The 15,930-nt window shown below is 40.7% G+C and carries 18 protein-coding genes; 2 read left to right on the top strand and 16 right to left on the bottom strand.

The window, feature by feature from the left end; translation table 11 throughout:
• Positions 1–17: 17 nt before the first annotated feature.
• The 14 genes from A6754_RS03525 to A6754_RS03455 all read right to left on the bottom strand — a co-directional run bounded on the left by A6754_RS03525 (position 18) and on the right by A6754_RS03455 (position 12,127).
• Entirely contained in the window at positions 18–1,031 is a 1,014-nt protein-coding gene (locus A6754_RS03525; protein WP_066442538.1) for an SDR family NAD(P)-dependent oxidoreductase, read from the bottom strand.
• Positions 1,032–1,053: 22 nt separating this feature from the next.
• Entirely contained in the window at positions 1,054–1,641 is a 588-nt protein-coding gene (locus A6754_RS03520) for a DUF8042 domain-containing protein (RefSeq protein WP_066442537.1), read from the bottom strand.
• A 211-nt stretch (positions 1,642–1,852) separates the two neighbouring features.
• Positions 1,853–2,824 carry a flagellin Hag gene (hag, locus tag A6754_RS03515; RefSeq protein ID WP_066442536.1) on the bottom strand — a complete coding sequence of 324 codons (972 nt, stop codon included), beginning with the start codon at positions 2,822–2,824 and terminating at the stop codon, positions 1,853–1,855.
• A gap of 141 nt (positions 2,825–2,965) precedes the next feature.
• On the bottom strand, positions 2,966–3,187 hold the full coding sequence (gene csrA, locus A6754_RS03510) for a carbon storage regulator CsrA (RefSeq protein ID WP_066442535.1): 222 nt from the start codon (positions 3,185–3,187) through the stop codon (positions 2,966–2,968).
• Complete coding sequence (gene fliW, locus A6754_RS03505; protein ID WP_066442534.1) at positions 3,187–3,630, bottom strand: flagellar assembly protein FliW; 444 nt, start codon at positions 3,628–3,630, stop codon at positions 3,187–3,189. The genes csrA and fliW overlap by 1 nt, the downstream gene beginning before the upstream one ends.
• Positions 3,631–3,642: 12 nt before the next feature.
• On the bottom strand, positions 3,643–4,221 hold the full coding sequence (locus tag A6754_RS03500; protein ID WP_066442533.1) for a DUF6470 family protein: 579 nt from the start codon (positions 4,219–4,221) through the stop codon (positions 3,643–3,645).
• Positions 4,222–4,275: 54 nt separating this feature from the next.
• On the bottom strand, positions 4,276–5,328 hold the full coding sequence (flgL, locus tag A6754_RS03495; RefSeq protein ID WP_066442532.1) for a flagellar hook-associated protein FlgL: 1,053 nt from the start codon (positions 5,326–5,328) through the stop codon (positions 4,276–4,278).
• Between the two features lie 12 nt (positions 5,329–5,340).
• A complete protein-coding gene (flgK, locus tag A6754_RS03490; RefSeq protein ID WP_066442531.1) occupies positions 5,341–7,215 on the bottom strand; it encodes a flagellar hook-associated protein FlgK in 1,875 nt (624 codons plus the stop codon).
• A gap of 24 nt (positions 7,216–7,239) precedes the next feature.
• Positions 7,240–7,716 carry a flagellar protein FlgN gene (locus A6754_RS03485; protein WP_066442530.1) on the bottom strand — a complete coding sequence of 159 codons (477 nt, stop codon included), beginning with the start codon at positions 7,714–7,716 and terminating at the stop codon, positions 7,240–7,242.
• Between the two features lie 12 nt (positions 7,717–7,728).
• A complete protein-coding gene (gene flgM, locus A6754_RS03480) occupies positions 7,729–7,995 on the bottom strand; it encodes a flagellar biosynthesis anti-sigma factor FlgM (protein ID WP_066442529.1) in 267 nt (88 codons plus the stop codon).
• Positions 7,996–8,350: 355 nt separating this feature from the next.
• Entirely contained in the window at positions 8,351–8,767 is a 417-nt protein-coding gene (locus A6754_RS03470) for a TIGR03826 family flagellar region protein (RefSeq protein WP_066442527.1), read from the bottom strand.
• 47 nt (positions 8,768–8,814) lie between these two features.
• Positions 8,815–9,432, bottom strand: a complete 618-nt coding sequence (locus A6754_RS03465; RefSeq protein WP_371806955.1) for a ComF family protein — start codon at positions 9,430–9,432, stop codon at positions 8,815–8,817.
• Positions 9,433–9,484: 52 nt separating this feature from the next.
• Positions 9,485–10,996 (bottom strand): ATP-dependent helicase ComFA, encoded by a 1,512-nt coding sequence (locus A6754_RS03460; RefSeq protein ID WP_066442525.1) that lies wholly within the window; start codon positions 10,994–10,996, stop codon positions 9,485–9,487.
• Positions 10,997–11,287: 291 nt separating this feature from the next.
• Positions 11,288–12,127: a DegV family protein gene (locus tag A6754_RS03455; protein ID WP_066442524.1), complete on the bottom strand. Its 840-nt coding sequence runs from the start codon at positions 12,125–12,127 to the stop codon at positions 11,288–11,290.
• 273 nt (positions 12,128–12,400) lie between these two features.
• Here A6754_RS03455 and A6754_RS03450 point away from each other — a divergent pair, with 273 nt between their 5' ends.
• Complete coding sequence (locus tag A6754_RS03450; RefSeq protein WP_066442523.1) at positions 12,401–12,721, top strand: hypothetical protein; 321 nt, start codon at positions 12,401–12,403, stop codon at positions 12,719–12,721.
• Between the two features lie 72 nt (positions 12,722–12,793).
• On the opposite strand, the gene A6754_RS03445 is transcribed toward A6754_RS03450, so the two are convergent.
• Together A6754_RS03445 and A6754_RS03440 are read right to left on the bottom strand one after the other, a co-directional pair.
• Positions 12,794–13,477: a response regulator gene (locus tag A6754_RS03445; RefSeq protein WP_066442522.1), complete on the bottom strand. Its 684-nt coding sequence runs from the start codon at positions 13,475–13,477 to the stop codon at positions 12,794–12,796.
• Positions 13,478–13,519: 42 nt separating this feature from the next.
• Positions 13,520–14,662 carry a sensor histidine kinase gene (locus tag A6754_RS03440; RefSeq protein WP_066442521.1) on the bottom strand — a complete coding sequence of 381 codons (1,143 nt, stop codon included), beginning with the start codon at positions 14,660–14,662 and terminating at the stop codon, positions 13,520–13,522.
• A 607-nt stretch (positions 14,663–15,269) separates the two neighbouring features.
• Between A6754_RS03440 and A6754_RS03435 the strand changes: the two genes are divergently transcribed.
• Positions 15,270–15,905: a YigZ family protein gene (locus tag A6754_RS03435; RefSeq protein WP_066442520.1), complete on the top strand. Its 636-nt coding sequence runs from the start codon at positions 15,270–15,272 to the stop codon at positions 15,903–15,905.
• Positions 15,906–15,930 lie beyond the last annotated feature (25 nt).

Below are 15,930 nucleotides of genomic sequence, written 5' to 3'. Positions count from 1 at the left end.
ATTTCTTGCAATTTCATTTAAAATAGCTCCTCTTTCAGCAGCCACTGTCTTAAAGTATCCTTTTTAATTGTAGCTTCATTAAAAGGAGATGGAGGTTCACCATTATATTTTTTTAATGTTCTATAGTTAGGTCCTTTACCTCCAAATGAAGGTAGCAATATAAATAGTTCTTCTGTCTCTAACGCTATCTTCGCCTCATCTTCAGTCATTAACTGTTCATACATTTTTTCCCCAGGACGAAGACCAATTTCTTTAATTTGCACTTTGTCATTCAGATTATGTTTCTTGCTAACTCCCTCAATTAAAACCTCTACTAAATCCTTCAATTTTATGACAGGCATTTTTAAAACAAATACTTCTCCTCCAAAAGCCATCTCATTTGCTTTTAAAATAAGAGAAATCGCTTGCGACGGGGTCATCATGTACCTTAACATTTCCAAATCTGTGACATTAACTTTTTTGTCAATTAGGATTTGCTTCATAAAAAGCGGAATAACAGATCCACGTGAACCCATTACGTTCCCAAATCTTACAGAACAAAAAACTGTATCCTTTGGTCCCTTTTGATATTCAGTAGCAGAAATTAATTTTTCAGCCGTTAATTTAGTTGCTCCATAGGTATTTGTTGGAGCTATAGCTTTGTCCGTACTAGTAAATAATACTTTCTTCACACCTGCTTCTAATGCAGCCTGTATAACATTTTGCGTGCCTAACACATTAGTTTGGACTGCTTCAAATGGGTTATATTCACAAGCTGGAACATGTTTCATAGCAGCAAGATGGAAAACATAATCAATATCCTCCATTGCACGAGAGAGCCTTTTCTCATCTCTTATATCACCTATTAAATACCGGATATTTTGATGTTCCTGTAATTCTTGCTGCATCTCAAATTGTTTATATTCATCTCTGCTAAAAATTCGGATAACATTTGGACCTTGCAAAAGCAATTCTTTTGTTAAATACTGACCTATAGTCCCGGTACCGCCAATAATAAGGATTTTTTTATTCGTATACATTGTTTTTTGCATCAAAATACCCACTTCGTTAGTTTCATTTTACTTCAAAGTTCCTCTCTGTTTCTCCGTTAATTATTTCAAATTGTGGTAAAATCTCGTATAAAATAATATCTGCAATAAGAGTTGAGTCTTTATTTTCCATCGCTTCCATTAAATTAGGCAACTCTGTATCGAAAGTCGCGATACTCTTTAAAACTTCTTCCCAGCCTACTATATTATGTTCTATACCATCAATACTTTTGACTGTCTGATAAATCCATCCAATACCTTCTAATAGAAGGGTTAACGTTTCCCATGTTTGATCTGTTGGGTCTTGATATAACTCTTCAACCATTTTTTTTATTTCTGGAATTCCTCCATTAGTATAATCGTATAAAGATACCAGCAGGTTTGAGACAAATTCTTCAACCGTGCTTAATTTTAGAGTGATTTCTTTAATTTCAGATATGTTGTCCAAGATATAATCAATATGTTCCGAATAAATTTCATTACCATCTATATTTAAGTGACTAAAAAATTGATCGCTATCAGCTATGAGTTCGTTGATTTTCTCTATAAGTTTTGTTGTGCCTATTTCACTATTCTCAAAAGTAAATTCCATATTCATGGCGAATAATTTCATAATTAACTCCTCCGATTCTTCAATATGTTTTATATCGACATTCTTCTACAAATGTTAACAATCTCTATAAAGGAATAGCTATAAGGACCTAGAGAGTTATTTTATAGGAAATTTAGAGAATCTTTCATTTATTATGTGGGGATCCATAAAATAAAATACACAAAAAAGAAGACCTTGAATATCCAAGGTCTTCTCGTCTTTTCATTGAAAATTATCCTAATAATTGTAGTACTGATTGAGGTTTTTGGTTTGCTTGAGCAAGCATAGCTTGTGAAGCTTGTCCTAAGATGTTTGCACGAGTCATTTCCATTACCTCTTTAGCCATGTCTACGTCACGAATACGAGATTCAGCTGCAGATAGGTTTTCAGAAGAGTTGTTTAGGTTAGAAATAGTGTGCTCTAAACGGTTTTGGAATGAACCAAGATCAGAACGCTGTGCAGAAACTGTTTCAATTGCGTTGTTGATTACTTTGATTGCTGCAGTTGCATCATCATGGCTTTGAACGCTTAATGCAGAAGCTGTTTTAGCACTGCTAGTGCCGTTAGTAACACCATTACCACTGAACTTTGCACCCGCTACAGTATCATTCTCTGTTAAAGCCTCAACAGAAGTACCAACTGTTGCATCAGCACCTTTATCTCCTTCTAATCCTAAAGCAGCTGCACTCATGTTCATAATTTCAATTTCCATGCTTTGGCCTTGGTTAGCACCAATTTGGAAAGTTGCAGTAAATGATGTACCAGTTCCACCATTAGCAGTTCCAGCGCCACCACTTAGCAATTTCTGAGTGTTAAACTCAGTTGTATTTGAAATACGGTTGATTTCAGAAGTAAGCTGGTTGATTTCTTTTTGGATCTCGTTACGGTCTACAGTTACGTTTGTGTCGTTTGCTGCTTGTGTAGCAAGTTCACGCATACGTTGTAGAATGTTGTGAGTTTCTCCAAGAGCACCCTCAGCAGTTTGAATCATAGAGATACCGTCTTGAGCGTTACGGCTAGCTTGGTCTAATCCACGTACTTGAGCACGCATTTTTTCAGAAATCGCTAGACCTGCAGCATCGTCTCCTGCACGGTTGATACGAAGACCTGAAGATAGTTTTTCCATTGCTTTTGCACCAGCATTGTTATTTACGCCCATTTGACGGTAAGTGTTTAATGCTGAAATATTGTTGTTGATAATCATTGTTTGTTTCCTCCCTGATTTTGAGTGTCCCACATCCATGTGGTAGTTTTAGTTTAGCTTGGCTGAAGAGCGGCCGTCCCTTCAGCTTCTATAAATTATATCGGCATATTGTTTAATAGTTTTAGAGTTATTTTTACTTTTTTATTTTTTATTTTTCAAAAGCTCAAGCAAATTTGCAGGAAGATTGGAAGCTTCACTGTTTGCTTTTTGAATTTGCAGATAGACTTCTTTTCTGTGTATGTCGACTTCTCTTGGCGCATTTATACCGAGTTTGATTTGGTCGCCATCAATCGCTAGGATTGTAAGTTCGATTGTGTCATTGATGATAATTGATTCATTCTTTTTTCTAGTCAGCACTAACATCAGAAATCCCCCTTAGGATCAGCTTGGAAAAGAGGATGTTTGGTCTCATAAGTTGATTCATTTAGGATAAGCTGTTTACCCTCTTTCTCTTTCACATTAATAACCACTGGGCCTTTTAAATTGGCAGTAGAAGCTGAAAATGGTTCTTTTAATGTTAGTATGACAAAAGTTGCAACATTTTCGTGACTTTCTATTTTTAAGGATTCAATCATTGCTGCTGGAAGCTCATATTGATATTCCGGAAAAAAAGGATATGGATCCACAACCACAAAGGCTAGTTCTGGAGTTTGTGTTGATTGCAGTATAAAATAAGGTAATTCATTTAAAAATGGCAGCAAGGCAAATTCTGTTTCATCCTGAAACCCAGGGATCCCATTCTTAAAATTAATAACGTGTTTTTCATCAATTTCTTGTTCTCCTTGATATTTCGTGGCTAATTTCATCTTTTTCACCTCTTAAACATACTGGTCCATGCGGAAGTTAACGACTTCAATTTCAAATGAATCTTTTTGTCTTAGATAAGGATCTGCTTTCCAATTTTCATGCTGCATGATTGGTTTATTTGCTGTAACATCGATTCTTGGCTTAGATGAAGTAAAGTTTACATCGACGTTTCCTGGATCATAATCGATCTTTACTCGAAATGGTGTTTTCGGCAAAAAACCGAGCCCTATTTCTTTCAGAGGAGGGCTAGTATTTTGCTTAGAGATCCGAGCAATAGCATCGCTGCCATTCTCAATCATCATCATTTGATCTCCTTCACGCGCTCTTCTTGCCACACCTTGTGCGAGCATTTGTTTCCCTTGCTCTGCCCACTCTCGTGTTCTTCTTGCAGCGCTTTTCTGATCAATATCCGCAAATGCTTCTGTTTGATCAATATTCAGCTTAGACTTTTTATAGTTGATTTCTAATGTAGCAGCAGGCTGTTCAATGCGCATATCTGCTTGAGGCTGCTGCATTTTCATTGTCGGCTGATAAATATTAATACCTAATTGTGCACTTATTTGATGCACCTGCAAAGAAGGCATGTTCATAGTTTCACCACTTTTATCTAAAAATAGAAAGAAAAGCTATCAAGATTTGATAGCTTAACGTAAAAAGTCAATTAAAGAAGGCTGTATAATTCGCGAGCCAACCGCTAAAGAGGCACGATGTAACGTTTCTTGTGATGTCAGTTCAATGATGGTCTTTTCTGCGTCAATATCTTCATTTTCTGACATAGTGGACTTTGCAATGATCTCCTGGGATGATAGTCTGCTTTCTACCATTTCAACTCTGTTATACCGGGCTCCAAGCTCAGCTCGTTCTGAAATGATATTATCTACATGGCCATCAAGAACTCCAAGAAAATTACTAAGATCCTCACCCTTTGTTTCAGGAGATTCTAATGCAGTAACAAGTTTACCTATGTCCGAAAAGAAATCTAAAGAAAATACATTTTGAGGTGTAATGTTAACATTCAGATTAACACCTTTTGTTACTTCAATATCAACATCTCTTTGGTTCACCGAAACAGCTCCAACTTCCTTTGCCACGTACTCGCCTGTAACTGGAACTTCTACCTTTGATCCCTTAGAGTCAATGAATGCTCCGCTAGTATCATTCCAAAGAAGCTGTGTACCATCTTCCGCAAAAAGCGTGTAATCTTTTGCGTTACCTTCATTGATTGTTGCTATATCGATTTCTTGATCAACCTTACTTAAATCAACCGGTTTACCGGATGTATCAGAACCATTAAAGATATACTTATTATTAACTTTTGTATTAGCAATAGATTCAAGGTGATCACGAAGCTGCTTCACTTCACTTGCAATCGCCTGACGCTGAGATGTTTCATAAGAATCATTAGACGCTTGACTAGTCAGCTCCCGAATCCTCTGCATCACAGAATTTACTTCATCCAAAGCCGCATCCCCATTATCCATCCAGTTATACACTTCTGAAAGATTACGGTTAAACTGCTCGACTTCAACTACTTGAGAGCGGTAGCGCATGCCTTTCATAGCGACAACAGGGTCGTCTGAAGGGCGGCTTACTTTTTTACCAGTTGTAAGCTGCTCTTCAAGCTTACCTAGGTTTTTATAGCTGTTTTGTATATGCCGCAGCGAGTTGGCTGAGAGCATGGATTGTGTTACGCGCATTTAGTTTCCTCCTTATCTGCCGACTCTGCCCATGCCGTTGATTACTGTATCAAGCATTTCGTCGATGGCAGTCATTTGCCGTGCGGCAGCGTTGTAGGCGTGCTGGTATTGAATCATATTGGTCATTTCTTCATCAAGTGAAACCGAGCTGACAGATGAACGATTATATTGGACTGTGTCTACTAGGTTTCCTGTATTACGGACCATGCGGTTGGCTTCTTCTGTATCAACACCCATTTGGCCGATGATTCCTTGATAGAAGCTCATAATGCTCGATGTTGAGCCATTGAATTCCATGTTGCTGTCTTTCACGTTCGCAAGAGCTAATGCATTTGATCCGTCTCCGACAAAGGATTGATTGGAAGGATTCACTCCTGTTCCTTCAAGGTCAAATGACCAGCTGTCGCCTGCGCTGAGATTTTTAATCGTTGAGGTATCTAATTTAAGACCGAATAATTCCATGTTCTCTGGTACATTTTGATTTTCATGCCCAGTAATTGGGTTGCCGGTATTCATATCAGTAGCTGTATATGTCCACTGTCCACCATTATAGGAAACTTCTATTTTTACCTGGTCATGGATTACCGGTGGTGTATCCGTAGAAGTAACACCAGCAAAAGCGCCTAGTACTGTTGGATTGCCACTCGCAGTGTTTGCTCCGCCAGCACTAATGCCGCCGCTAAACATTTTTCCGCTTGATGATGCGGCAATATTATTCAGTTCGTTTTTAATATCATCAGAGAGTTTTAGCTTGGAAGCCGCACCTTCAGGTGAACGCAGCTCGCCGCCTTCAAAAGAGAAGAAGTCAAAGCCTTGTTTTTCACCATTTTGAATTTCAGTGATGCTCCAGCCGCTGTTGTGAACAGCATTAAACGAATTGGCAAAACGGAAAGCCATTAGGTCAAGGTTTGCAAGCATTTGCGGATATTCGCCAACTTGAGCGCCAGTTGCATCCATATATCCATATGATTGCATCTGTGATAGCAGCTGTCCGTTTGAAGTGAAATCTGCAGCAGCTATTTCTTTGTTGCCGACTGTGAAGCCAGTCACTGCTCCAGATTCTTGATCCTTTTTAACGGTCATTTCGTTAATGAGATTATTTTTCCCATCTACAAGTGTGCCAACTGATTTGCCATTACTGTTTAAAATTTCAATCGTATACTTGCCTTCAGCCATACTGCTGGCCATGCCGCCGCTCGGTGATGGAGTAACTTTAATATTCACTAACCCGGACAGCTGATCAACAAGGGCATCTCTTGCATCGTACAGGTCGTTTGGCAGGTAGCCGTGCGGTTCAACATCGCCGATTTGATTATTGATGTTTTGGATTTGTCTAATAAGCGAGTTAATTTCTTTCACTGAGTGATCAATTTGATTACCCAAGTCTGTTTTTTGCGCTTGAATTTGACCTGATAGATAGTTAAACGTTTCAGCCACTGCAATTCCGCGCTGTCTTACAACCGATCGTGCTCCAGAGTCTTCCGGCTGAACGGAAAGGTCCTGCAGAGAGTTCCAGAAGCGATCAAGCGTTTGAGCCAGTCCATCCTCGGAAGGCTCGTTCATCACGTCTTCCATTCGTGTTAAAGCCTCACTGCGGGAGCTCCAGTAACCGAATTTATTGTTTTCATTACGAAACTGCGAATCTAGGAATCCTTCGCGAATGCGCTGAACAGACCCTGCTTCAACACCTGTTCCCATTTGGCCAGGCAGAAGCGGACTGTTCATGCCGATGGATGGGTAGGCTTCCGTCTGATTGAAGTTAACACGCTGACGGGAGTAGCCTGGTGTATTTGCATTTGAAATATTATGTGCAGTTGTATATAAAGCACCCTGCTGCGTGAAAAGCGCGCGGCGTGCTGTTTCTAACCCCATAAATGATGATCTCATCGTTATCCTCCGATCGCTGTATGGCTACGCACGTGAATTGAACATGCCCTTTTGCGGTTTAGACTGGTTACTCTTTGGATTTGTATAATTAAAGTTCTGCACCGATTGCGGCTGCAGAAGACTCATAGACATATTGACGAATTGCAGTGATTGGTAAATGAGCTGCTGATTAAGCTGATTGCGCTCCTGCAGTGCTTCCACTTCTTTTACCAGACTGTCCTTCAAGGTTAAGGCTTTATTTTTGATATCTTCCTCTAAGAAAGGAAGACAATCTTCAAGCGTTGGTTTTTCCTGCTGAACAACCTTACTGCAGGTAGCTTGCCGCAGCTGTTCCATCTTTTCAATCGCGGCAACATGGGACTGCTCGTCCTTCAGCATTTGATCAAGGGCAGGCATGTCGCCAGCCTTAATAATGTCAGTCTTTTTAATTGCAAGCTCATTAAGACTTTTGTGCAGCTTCAGAAGATTTTCCATTGCTGTTATAAGAGCAGTGGCAGACATGCGCTTCCCTCCTTAATGTTTTGTGTAATAGCTGACGATGCTTTTCGCAATATCTTTTGGATTTGGCTTGTAGTTGCCGTTTTCGATTTGAACTTTCAAATCGTCAATCTTCGCTTGGCGGGCCTGTGTTGTTGAAGACGCCTGCTGCATTTCTTTTGCTGCAGAAGAGATTTCAATTTTATCAGACGCAGATGCCGCACTTTTGCTCGTTTGATCAATTTTGTTCATCTGGCGTTTATAAGGATTCATTCCTGAAGTTCCAATATTATTGATTTTCATTGCTTATCACTCACTTTCGTTTCCGTGCAAAATGATTCTTACTTCTATTATCGGTGAAAAACGCAGATTTTTAAATATTTCTTAGCATTTAGTAAAATTTACTTATCTATGCATGCTGATTTTATTAAGTTTCTGCGTGTTGTTTTCCGCTGCAGGGTACTCGCTTTCCGCGGGTGAGAGCTGAGCTTCCTCGGCGCCTTGCGCCTGCGTAATCTCATCCTTCTCACTTCTCCCGCAGGAGTCTCGTACCCTTCCGCTCCAAACAACAAAGCAAAAGAACAAATTATTTTTCAATAGAAAAGCAAGTAAGAAATATATGACTTTTTCCCTACTTGCTTTTAACTTGTTGTTATTTCTATTTGTCATCAAAGACAAAATAGGCGCCTTGTTTGTCGCGTTTTTCGATGTCTTTTTTGCGTTCTTCTTCGGTTGCGTGATTTTGCAGTTCTTTGCGCAGGGAGACTGCACAGGTTGCGCAAATTTTCCCTTCGCGGATGGATGTCCCGCATTTTTCACAAGGGTAGCCAAGGTTCGGGAACTGTGCCAGTTTCAGACGCCCAGTTTTAATAAATTTGAGGATCAGTGTTTCCTCAACACCAGTTGCTTCGACAACTTGGTTCATCATGGCTGTGCGATTTTCACGTTTGCGAATGTATTGGTAAACCGTTTCATATGCTTTTTCTTCTTCGTTATAGCATTTTTGACAAATATTTCGGAATTGATTCATAACAAAAAGTGCATCACATTTAGGGCAATTTGATAGTTCAGCCATTGTTTCCACCTCTAATTTTCTTATCTCCACTAGATCAGTTATGGACTCTACCCGCGCGCGACGGTCAGTGAAATTACCGTCTTCGCACCAGCTTCCTTTAAAAGAATAGCTGCATGCCGCAATGTAGATCCTGTTGTATATATATCGTCAATTAAGACAATTTGTTTACCGGATAAATTTGTCTGTTGAGTTATCTGAAAAACCTGCGGTAAATGAATGCGGTCATGTCGGGATTTTTTTGACTGTTTTTCAGAGTGTTTTCTGGCGAGGAGGTGGGCGGGTTCTTTTCCTAATGAAAGAATGAGCGCTTCGGATTGATTAAATCCCCGCTCATAAAGGCGCTCCGGACTAAGCGGGACAGGTACAATAAGGTCGTATGTTAGGGTTCCAAGCTGGTGTTTCAGCAAGCTTGCAAACGCTGCTGCCACAGCATAATCACCTCTATATTTAAAAAGTGCGATCAGTTCCTTACAATAATCATTATACATCAGCACCGAAATATTACGATCCAAAACACCGGACCAAGCTTCGTTTTCCTCCCATCGCAGACAATCCAGACACATTCCATCCTGCTGGTATGGGTTTTGCCCGAGCGGTCTCGAGCAGAGTCGGCAAACCTCGCCACTGATAAGTTCTAATTTTTCTAAACACTCCTGGCATAACAAAGGACCTTCCTCCTTTGCAAACAAACTGTGCCAGCTCACCACTTTCTTTAATTCAGTTCCGCATCCCAGGCAAAACATAATCAATCAGCCCTTTCTCAAACGCTTCTTTATTCATATTGGTGATTTGCCTGGTTGCCTTGTTCATCGCGTTTGTTTTTCCATAATGAAAAAAAGTAATATTTCCGTTCGGCTGGCTCGCACTTCTGCCTGCCCTGCCAGCAATCTGCACTAGAGCACTTTCAGTAAAAATGCGATCCTCTGCGCCAAGCACTGCAACATCAACACCAGGAAAAGTGACTCCTCTTTCTAAAATCGTTGTTGTCACAAGCAGCGGTGTTACCTTGCTCCGCATCCGCTGTACTTTTTCTTTTCTTTGCGGATCTTCCGCATGGACACCTTCAATACGTTCATCAAAGGTTTTCATGTAAGGAAGCAGTGTTTCCATTAATTCAATTTTAGGCAGAAAAAGGAGAGCAGGTGTTTGATCTGTAAGTCTTTTTGTAATCCATGCTTCTACATTTCGGGGAAGCTTTCCGCGTTTTAAGGTTTTCTCCCAATTGCCGCACCACTTCAGTTCAGGCACGGGCAGTGGATGACGATGGTAGCGGCCCGGGATTGTTACGAAAGGGCGGGTTCCTCGCTTGCATTCATTTTGCCATTTTTCGTTTGGGGTTGCTGATAGGTAGATGAGGGACGAAACGTTTTTGCGCGCCTTTTGAGCAGCACGCTGTAAGGATGCGTCAGCAGAAAATGGAAAGGCATCGACTTCATCGATGATGATCGTGTCAAACGCGTCATGGAAGCGGAATAATTGGTGTGTGGTTGAGATCGTTAATACACTGTTTTCATTGCGGTCTTCGCTCCCTCCATAAAGAGCCGCCACTTTGATATCAGGGAAAACAGCTTGGAGACGCGGGCTGAGCTCGAGGACAACATCTGTACGCGGCGTTGCGATACAAACACGTTTTCCTTGTGCTAGTGCCGCCTCGATGCCAGCAAAAAGCACTTCCGTTTTCCCAGCTCCGCATACCGCCCAAACGAGCAGCTCCCCGTTCGCTTTGATTGCCTCGGTGACTTTTTTTGAAGCATGCGCCTGTCCTTGCGAAAGGGTTCCTTCCCATTTCAGTGGCACTGATTCTTTTGTTTGAACTTCAGGACCTGTCCATGTTAAAAGGGGTGTGCAGCTGCTGACTCTGCCCATAATGATGCATTGCCGGCAATATAAACATTCTTTTTCGCCGCAGCGAGCACAAGGAAACGCTGCAAATTGATGCCTGCTGCTGTTTCCGCAGCGTGTGCATATGGGTTTGCTTTTCTCGATGCTGATTCCTTTATGATAGTGGATATAGCCATTTTCATAGTGCTCTTGGAGTTGTTCTTTTGGAAAAGGGAGTTCGTCGTGAAGGAGCATACGGCCTTGGAGAAAGTGTTGAAGGTCTTGGCTGAAAGAGTAATTGGGGTTTGTTTCTGGGTGCGGGATTTGGGTGAGGGCTGTGATAGGTTTGTTGTCTGGGTCTGTGGGGGCTGCAAGCTTTAGTTTGTTTTCCTGCAGGATAAAGCGCAAATGGGACCACCTCTCTTTTTATGGTTATTTTAACATGAATTTGGGTGGGGGTCAGTTTTTAAGAGGTGGAATATGGGTCGTATTCGCCGTCCAGGGGATTTATTCGCTGTTCATTTGGTTTATTCGCCGTGAAAAAATTTTATTCGCCTTTAAATTCATATATTCGCTTTAAACATACTTTTATTCGCCAAACCTCTGATTCGTCACTGCCAACCACAAGAATTTACCGCCAGCCCAAAAACAACAAAAAAACACCACCCCCGCCCAGCGGAAATGGTGCTTTCTCAACTTCTATTTCTTCACCCAGCCAAGTCCCATTGATCCTTCGCCAAGATGAGTGCCAATAACCGGTCCAAAGTAACTGATTACGAATTCAACATGCGGGTATTGTTCTTCAAGCTCTGCTTTCCACTCAATCGCTTCCTGCTCACGATTTGCATGGATAATAACTGCGCGGTGCGGTTCTCCGCCTTTGACTGCTTCGCCGAGCAATTCAACAATGCGTTTCATTGCTTTTTTTCTTGTGCGGATTTTTTCAAATGGCACAATTAGTTTGTTTTCAAAATGCAATAGTGGCTTTACTTGAAGTAGGCTGCCGATGAGTGCCTGGGCACTTGATAGGCGACCGCCGCGCTGCAGGTGGGAAAGGTCATCTACCATGAAATAGGCCTTTAGGGTTTTGCGCATTTCTTCGAGGCGTTCCATGATTTCTGCCGCATTTTTGCCTGCAGCTGCCATTTCTGCCGCTTCTAAGACATAAAAGCCTTGAACCATGCAGCTGATTTCTGAATCAAACGGAAATACTTTAATATCTTCTACCAGACTTCCAGCGGACACGGCTCCTTGGAATGTGCCGCTTATGCCGCTTGAAAGGTGAATTGAAATAACTTCATCGTATTCTTTTGATAGCTTTTCGAACAGCTCCATAAACTGACCAACTGGGGGCTGTGATGTGGTTGGCAATTCTTTCGTTTTAACTTCTTCGTAGAAGCTATCTGCAGTAATTTCTACTTCCTCCTGATACGTTTCGTTGCCGAAAATCACACTTAGAGGAATCATATGTATGTTCAATTTTTCCCGTATTTCTAGAGGTATGTATGCCGTACTATCTGTAACAACAGCTGTTTTCATAAATAGAGCTACCATCCTTATCCTTTTTTCTCTACTATATGTTCTTCTATTATTTTATATGAATGAATGGAAAATTGCATTACTTACAAGCAGATTCTTACAGATCCCTTTGAAAATATTTAATAAAGATCAGGTCTTAAATAGAATAGCCAATATATATAGAAAAATTTTAAAATTACGTGAATCTGTGAACATCTTCTAATTTCTAACAAATGTGTTAAACTCTATATTTGTTAATTGACATATTTTATAAGAAAGGTGGTCTAAAGGCAGGTGGCAGACTTTTTTCACTCTCAATTTCTGCACAAGCATTATGAAGCAGATTTTGAAAGTAGAGTCGTTTTTAATCACAAAATTCTACGGTATGAATTACAAAAACACGATAAAATCATAATTCCTGCTCTACAGGAACAGATCAGCGGTTCCGAGTTAGCAGATTGGCTTATAGAAAATTCCTCTCCTCAAGATATAGATACGCTCGTGTTGATGATTCAAAAAGCACGCAAACACAATTCTGACACGAAAGCTACGATCGAAATGATTGTGTCAGCTCTCACCATGGATACTCTCACATATAAAAAAGAAGCTTTATAACTCTACACATCCCAATATTTCATTTACACAAAAAAACACGTAAAGGGCGTCCCCCTTTACGTGCAGATTTTTTTATCGAACCTCAACCCAGCCGTTTTTAATCGCAACAACAACAGCTTGTGTACGGTCATTTACATTCATTTTTTGCAGAATATTACTCACATGGTTTTTAACAGTTTTTTCGCTAATGTATAAAGCTTCGCCAATTCCGCGGTTGCTTTTTCCGTCAGCCAACAGCTGAAGGACTTCGCATTCACGGCGCGTCAGCAAATGAAGTGGTCTGCGAATTTCCACTTGAACATACGTACTGCGATTGTTTGTCCCTTCAGAAGCCAAACGGCGGTATTCATTAACAAGGTTATGCGTTACTTTTGGATGCAGATAGGATCCGCCATCAGCCACAACCTTAACAGCTTCTACTAAAGCGTCCGCGTCCATTTCTTTTAGCAAATAGCCGCTTGCACCTGTTTTTAATGCGTGTGTTACATAGTTTTCATCATCGTGAATCGATAAGATGATCACTTTTGATTCTGGATATTTTTCAGTCAGCAAACGAGTTGCTTCTACCCCATTTGTATTTGGCATATTAATATCCATAATGACTACATCCGGGCGATACTTCTCAACAAGATCCATTGCCTCGCTGCCGTCATCTCCTTCTGCTACTACATCAAAAGAATTTTCGAAGTCTAAAATTCTTTTTACCCCTTCTCTAAATAACTGATGATCATCGATGATTACGATTTTTGTTGTCAAATTCTCCGCCTCCCAAGGTCTCTCTCTTTTATATCGCTTGCTTTATAAACTTAAAGGGATCTGTATAATAACGACTGTGCCTTTTCCTTGTTTTGAATCAATGGAAAGCTGACCCTCAACAAGTTCAACACGTTCCCGCATTCCCATAATACCAAAGGAATCCCCTTTTTTCTCTTTTATATTAAATCCTTTACCATTGTCGCGGATCACCGCTGCCACTCTGTCGCTGCGGATTTCCAGCTTGACCGAAATATCCGAGCACTGTGCATGCTTCAATGCGTTTTGCACTGACTCTTGAATAAGCCGGAATAACGCAACCTCATATTGAGGAGGCAAACGCAGCTCTGCTCCAATATTTTGGAAATTTATTTGAACGTTTTGATGATATTCTTCTATCGTTTGCAGGTATTTTTTCAAAGTTGGAACAAGCCCTAAATCATCAAGCGCCATTGGCCGCAGATCATATATAATCCTCCGCACTTCATATAAGGCACTTCTGACCATTTTCTTCAGACTCTTGATTTCCAGAATGGCCTCTTCCCCGCCGCGCTCTTTGTATACTCGTTCAATTAAATCAGAGCGCATCATGACATTCGCCATCATTTGGGCTGGTCCATCATGAATTTCACGCGACAGGCGTTTTCTTTCTTCCTCCTGTGCTTCGATGATTTTCAAGCCAAATTCCTGCTTTAGCCTTGCATCCTCCAACACCTCGCCCATTTGCTTGAGATCACTCGTCAAATAGTTCATCACGACCGTAATCTGCGAAATCAGGTGCTCAGCTCGTTCAATCGTATCATGAACGGTTACAAGCCTTCTTTCAATATCATCACGCTTGTCTCTCAGCTGTTTTTCCGTTTGCCGGTTCATGGAAAGATCCATTTGAAGCTGATGAGCCTTTTCGTATGCCTCGCGCACTTCCACTTCTGTGTAATCCTTGAAATGCATACTGACCTCAGACAGCCGTTTACGGGCAAACCTTGTCTTTACTTCAAGGTCGTCACCAGTAGAGATGATCTTAGCTACATTCAGCTTGACCTCTTTGAGCTCGTCCGTTAGTGTTTCATAATCCTTACGGCACTGCTCGCCAATCCGAAAGATTTCATCTTTGCTTGTTCCGACTGTATCAATCATTTTCTGCAATATTAAATCAAGTGCTTTAGTATCAAATTTCTTTAAACTCATTTACAGTCCTCCAAGGGAAAGAAAAGCTCAGTCATAAGGTACTTGACGCTACCATCTATTGTGTCTCTCTTTTTGTCAGAATAGCCTGTCAGACCTATTCCCATCATAATCTCCTTGTTGCTATTCCCTATTTTAACTCGAAAAAATGCTCGTTACTATATAAGAAGACCGCAAAATGTGCGAAATTCCGCCAAATTCGTTAAATAGACTCATGGTTGAATTCAGATATCATGTCATTTATCCTATATTCTGTACGATGAATCACAGAAAACGTTGTCACTGGAAGAATATTTTTTATTATAACATGGTCCTAAGACAACCATATTAAAGTTTTATTACAATCCCTTTAAAGTAAACTTACTAATCAACAAGCAAGCCAGCCGGAGACAAGGCTTATATTACATTTATATAATCGTACTCTCAGCTGCCTTCTTTCATATATAAATTATGATAGTATAAAAGAAGACATGTTGGATTATGTCGATTTATAATAGGAATACACATCGAATGTAAGGCATTCCAATGTCATATGTTTAACTAGACAGGTTCACTGCTGTGAGCCGTCCAATTGACGAACATTGAAAACAACCGTTAGGAGCGACACTTTATGCTGCCGAGCTATTTGACCGTAAAAGGATCTGGAGAACACGAAATCGTGATCCAGAAATCCCGTTTCATTGCCTTTATCTCAAGAGCTGAAACAGAGGAAGAAGCACAGGAATTCATTCAAAAAATTAAAAAAGAACACTGGAACGCAACCCATAATTGTTCTGCCTATTTAATTGGTGAGAACGACCAAATTCAAAAGGCAAATGACGACGGAGAACCAAGCGGAACGGCTGGTGTACCCATCTTAGAAGTTTTGAAAAAAAGACAGCTGAAAGATACCGTAGCTGTTATTACCCGGTACTTTGGGGGTATAAAACTAGGAGCAGGCGGTTTAATCCGCGCATATGGAAAAGCGACATCTGAAGGATTAACAGCGACTGGAATCGTTGAAAGAAAGCTGATGGCTGTTATGCATACAACTGTAGATTATACATGGCTTGGCAAGCTTGAAAATGAGCTGCGCTCTTCCGTATATAGTATTAAAGACATTCATTACTTAGACAATGTCGAAATAGAAGTTTATGTAGAAGAAAATCAAACTTCCGCTTTCACGGAATGGATGACCGAACTGACAAACGGACAAGGTAAGATCCGCAAAGGCGAAAGTCTTTATATGGAGGAACTTGTTCAATAAGAACACCTTCGAATATCGAAAAAGT

Source organism: Cytobacillus gottheilii (genome assembly GCF_001636345.1).
Classification (GTDB): domain Bacteria; phylum Bacillota; class Bacilli; order Bacillales; family Cytobacillaceae; genus Cytobacillus; species Cytobacillus gottheilii.
The sequence above is the reverse complement of the archived record's forward strand: the minus strand, read 5'-3'. Positions and strand labels throughout refer to the sequence as shown.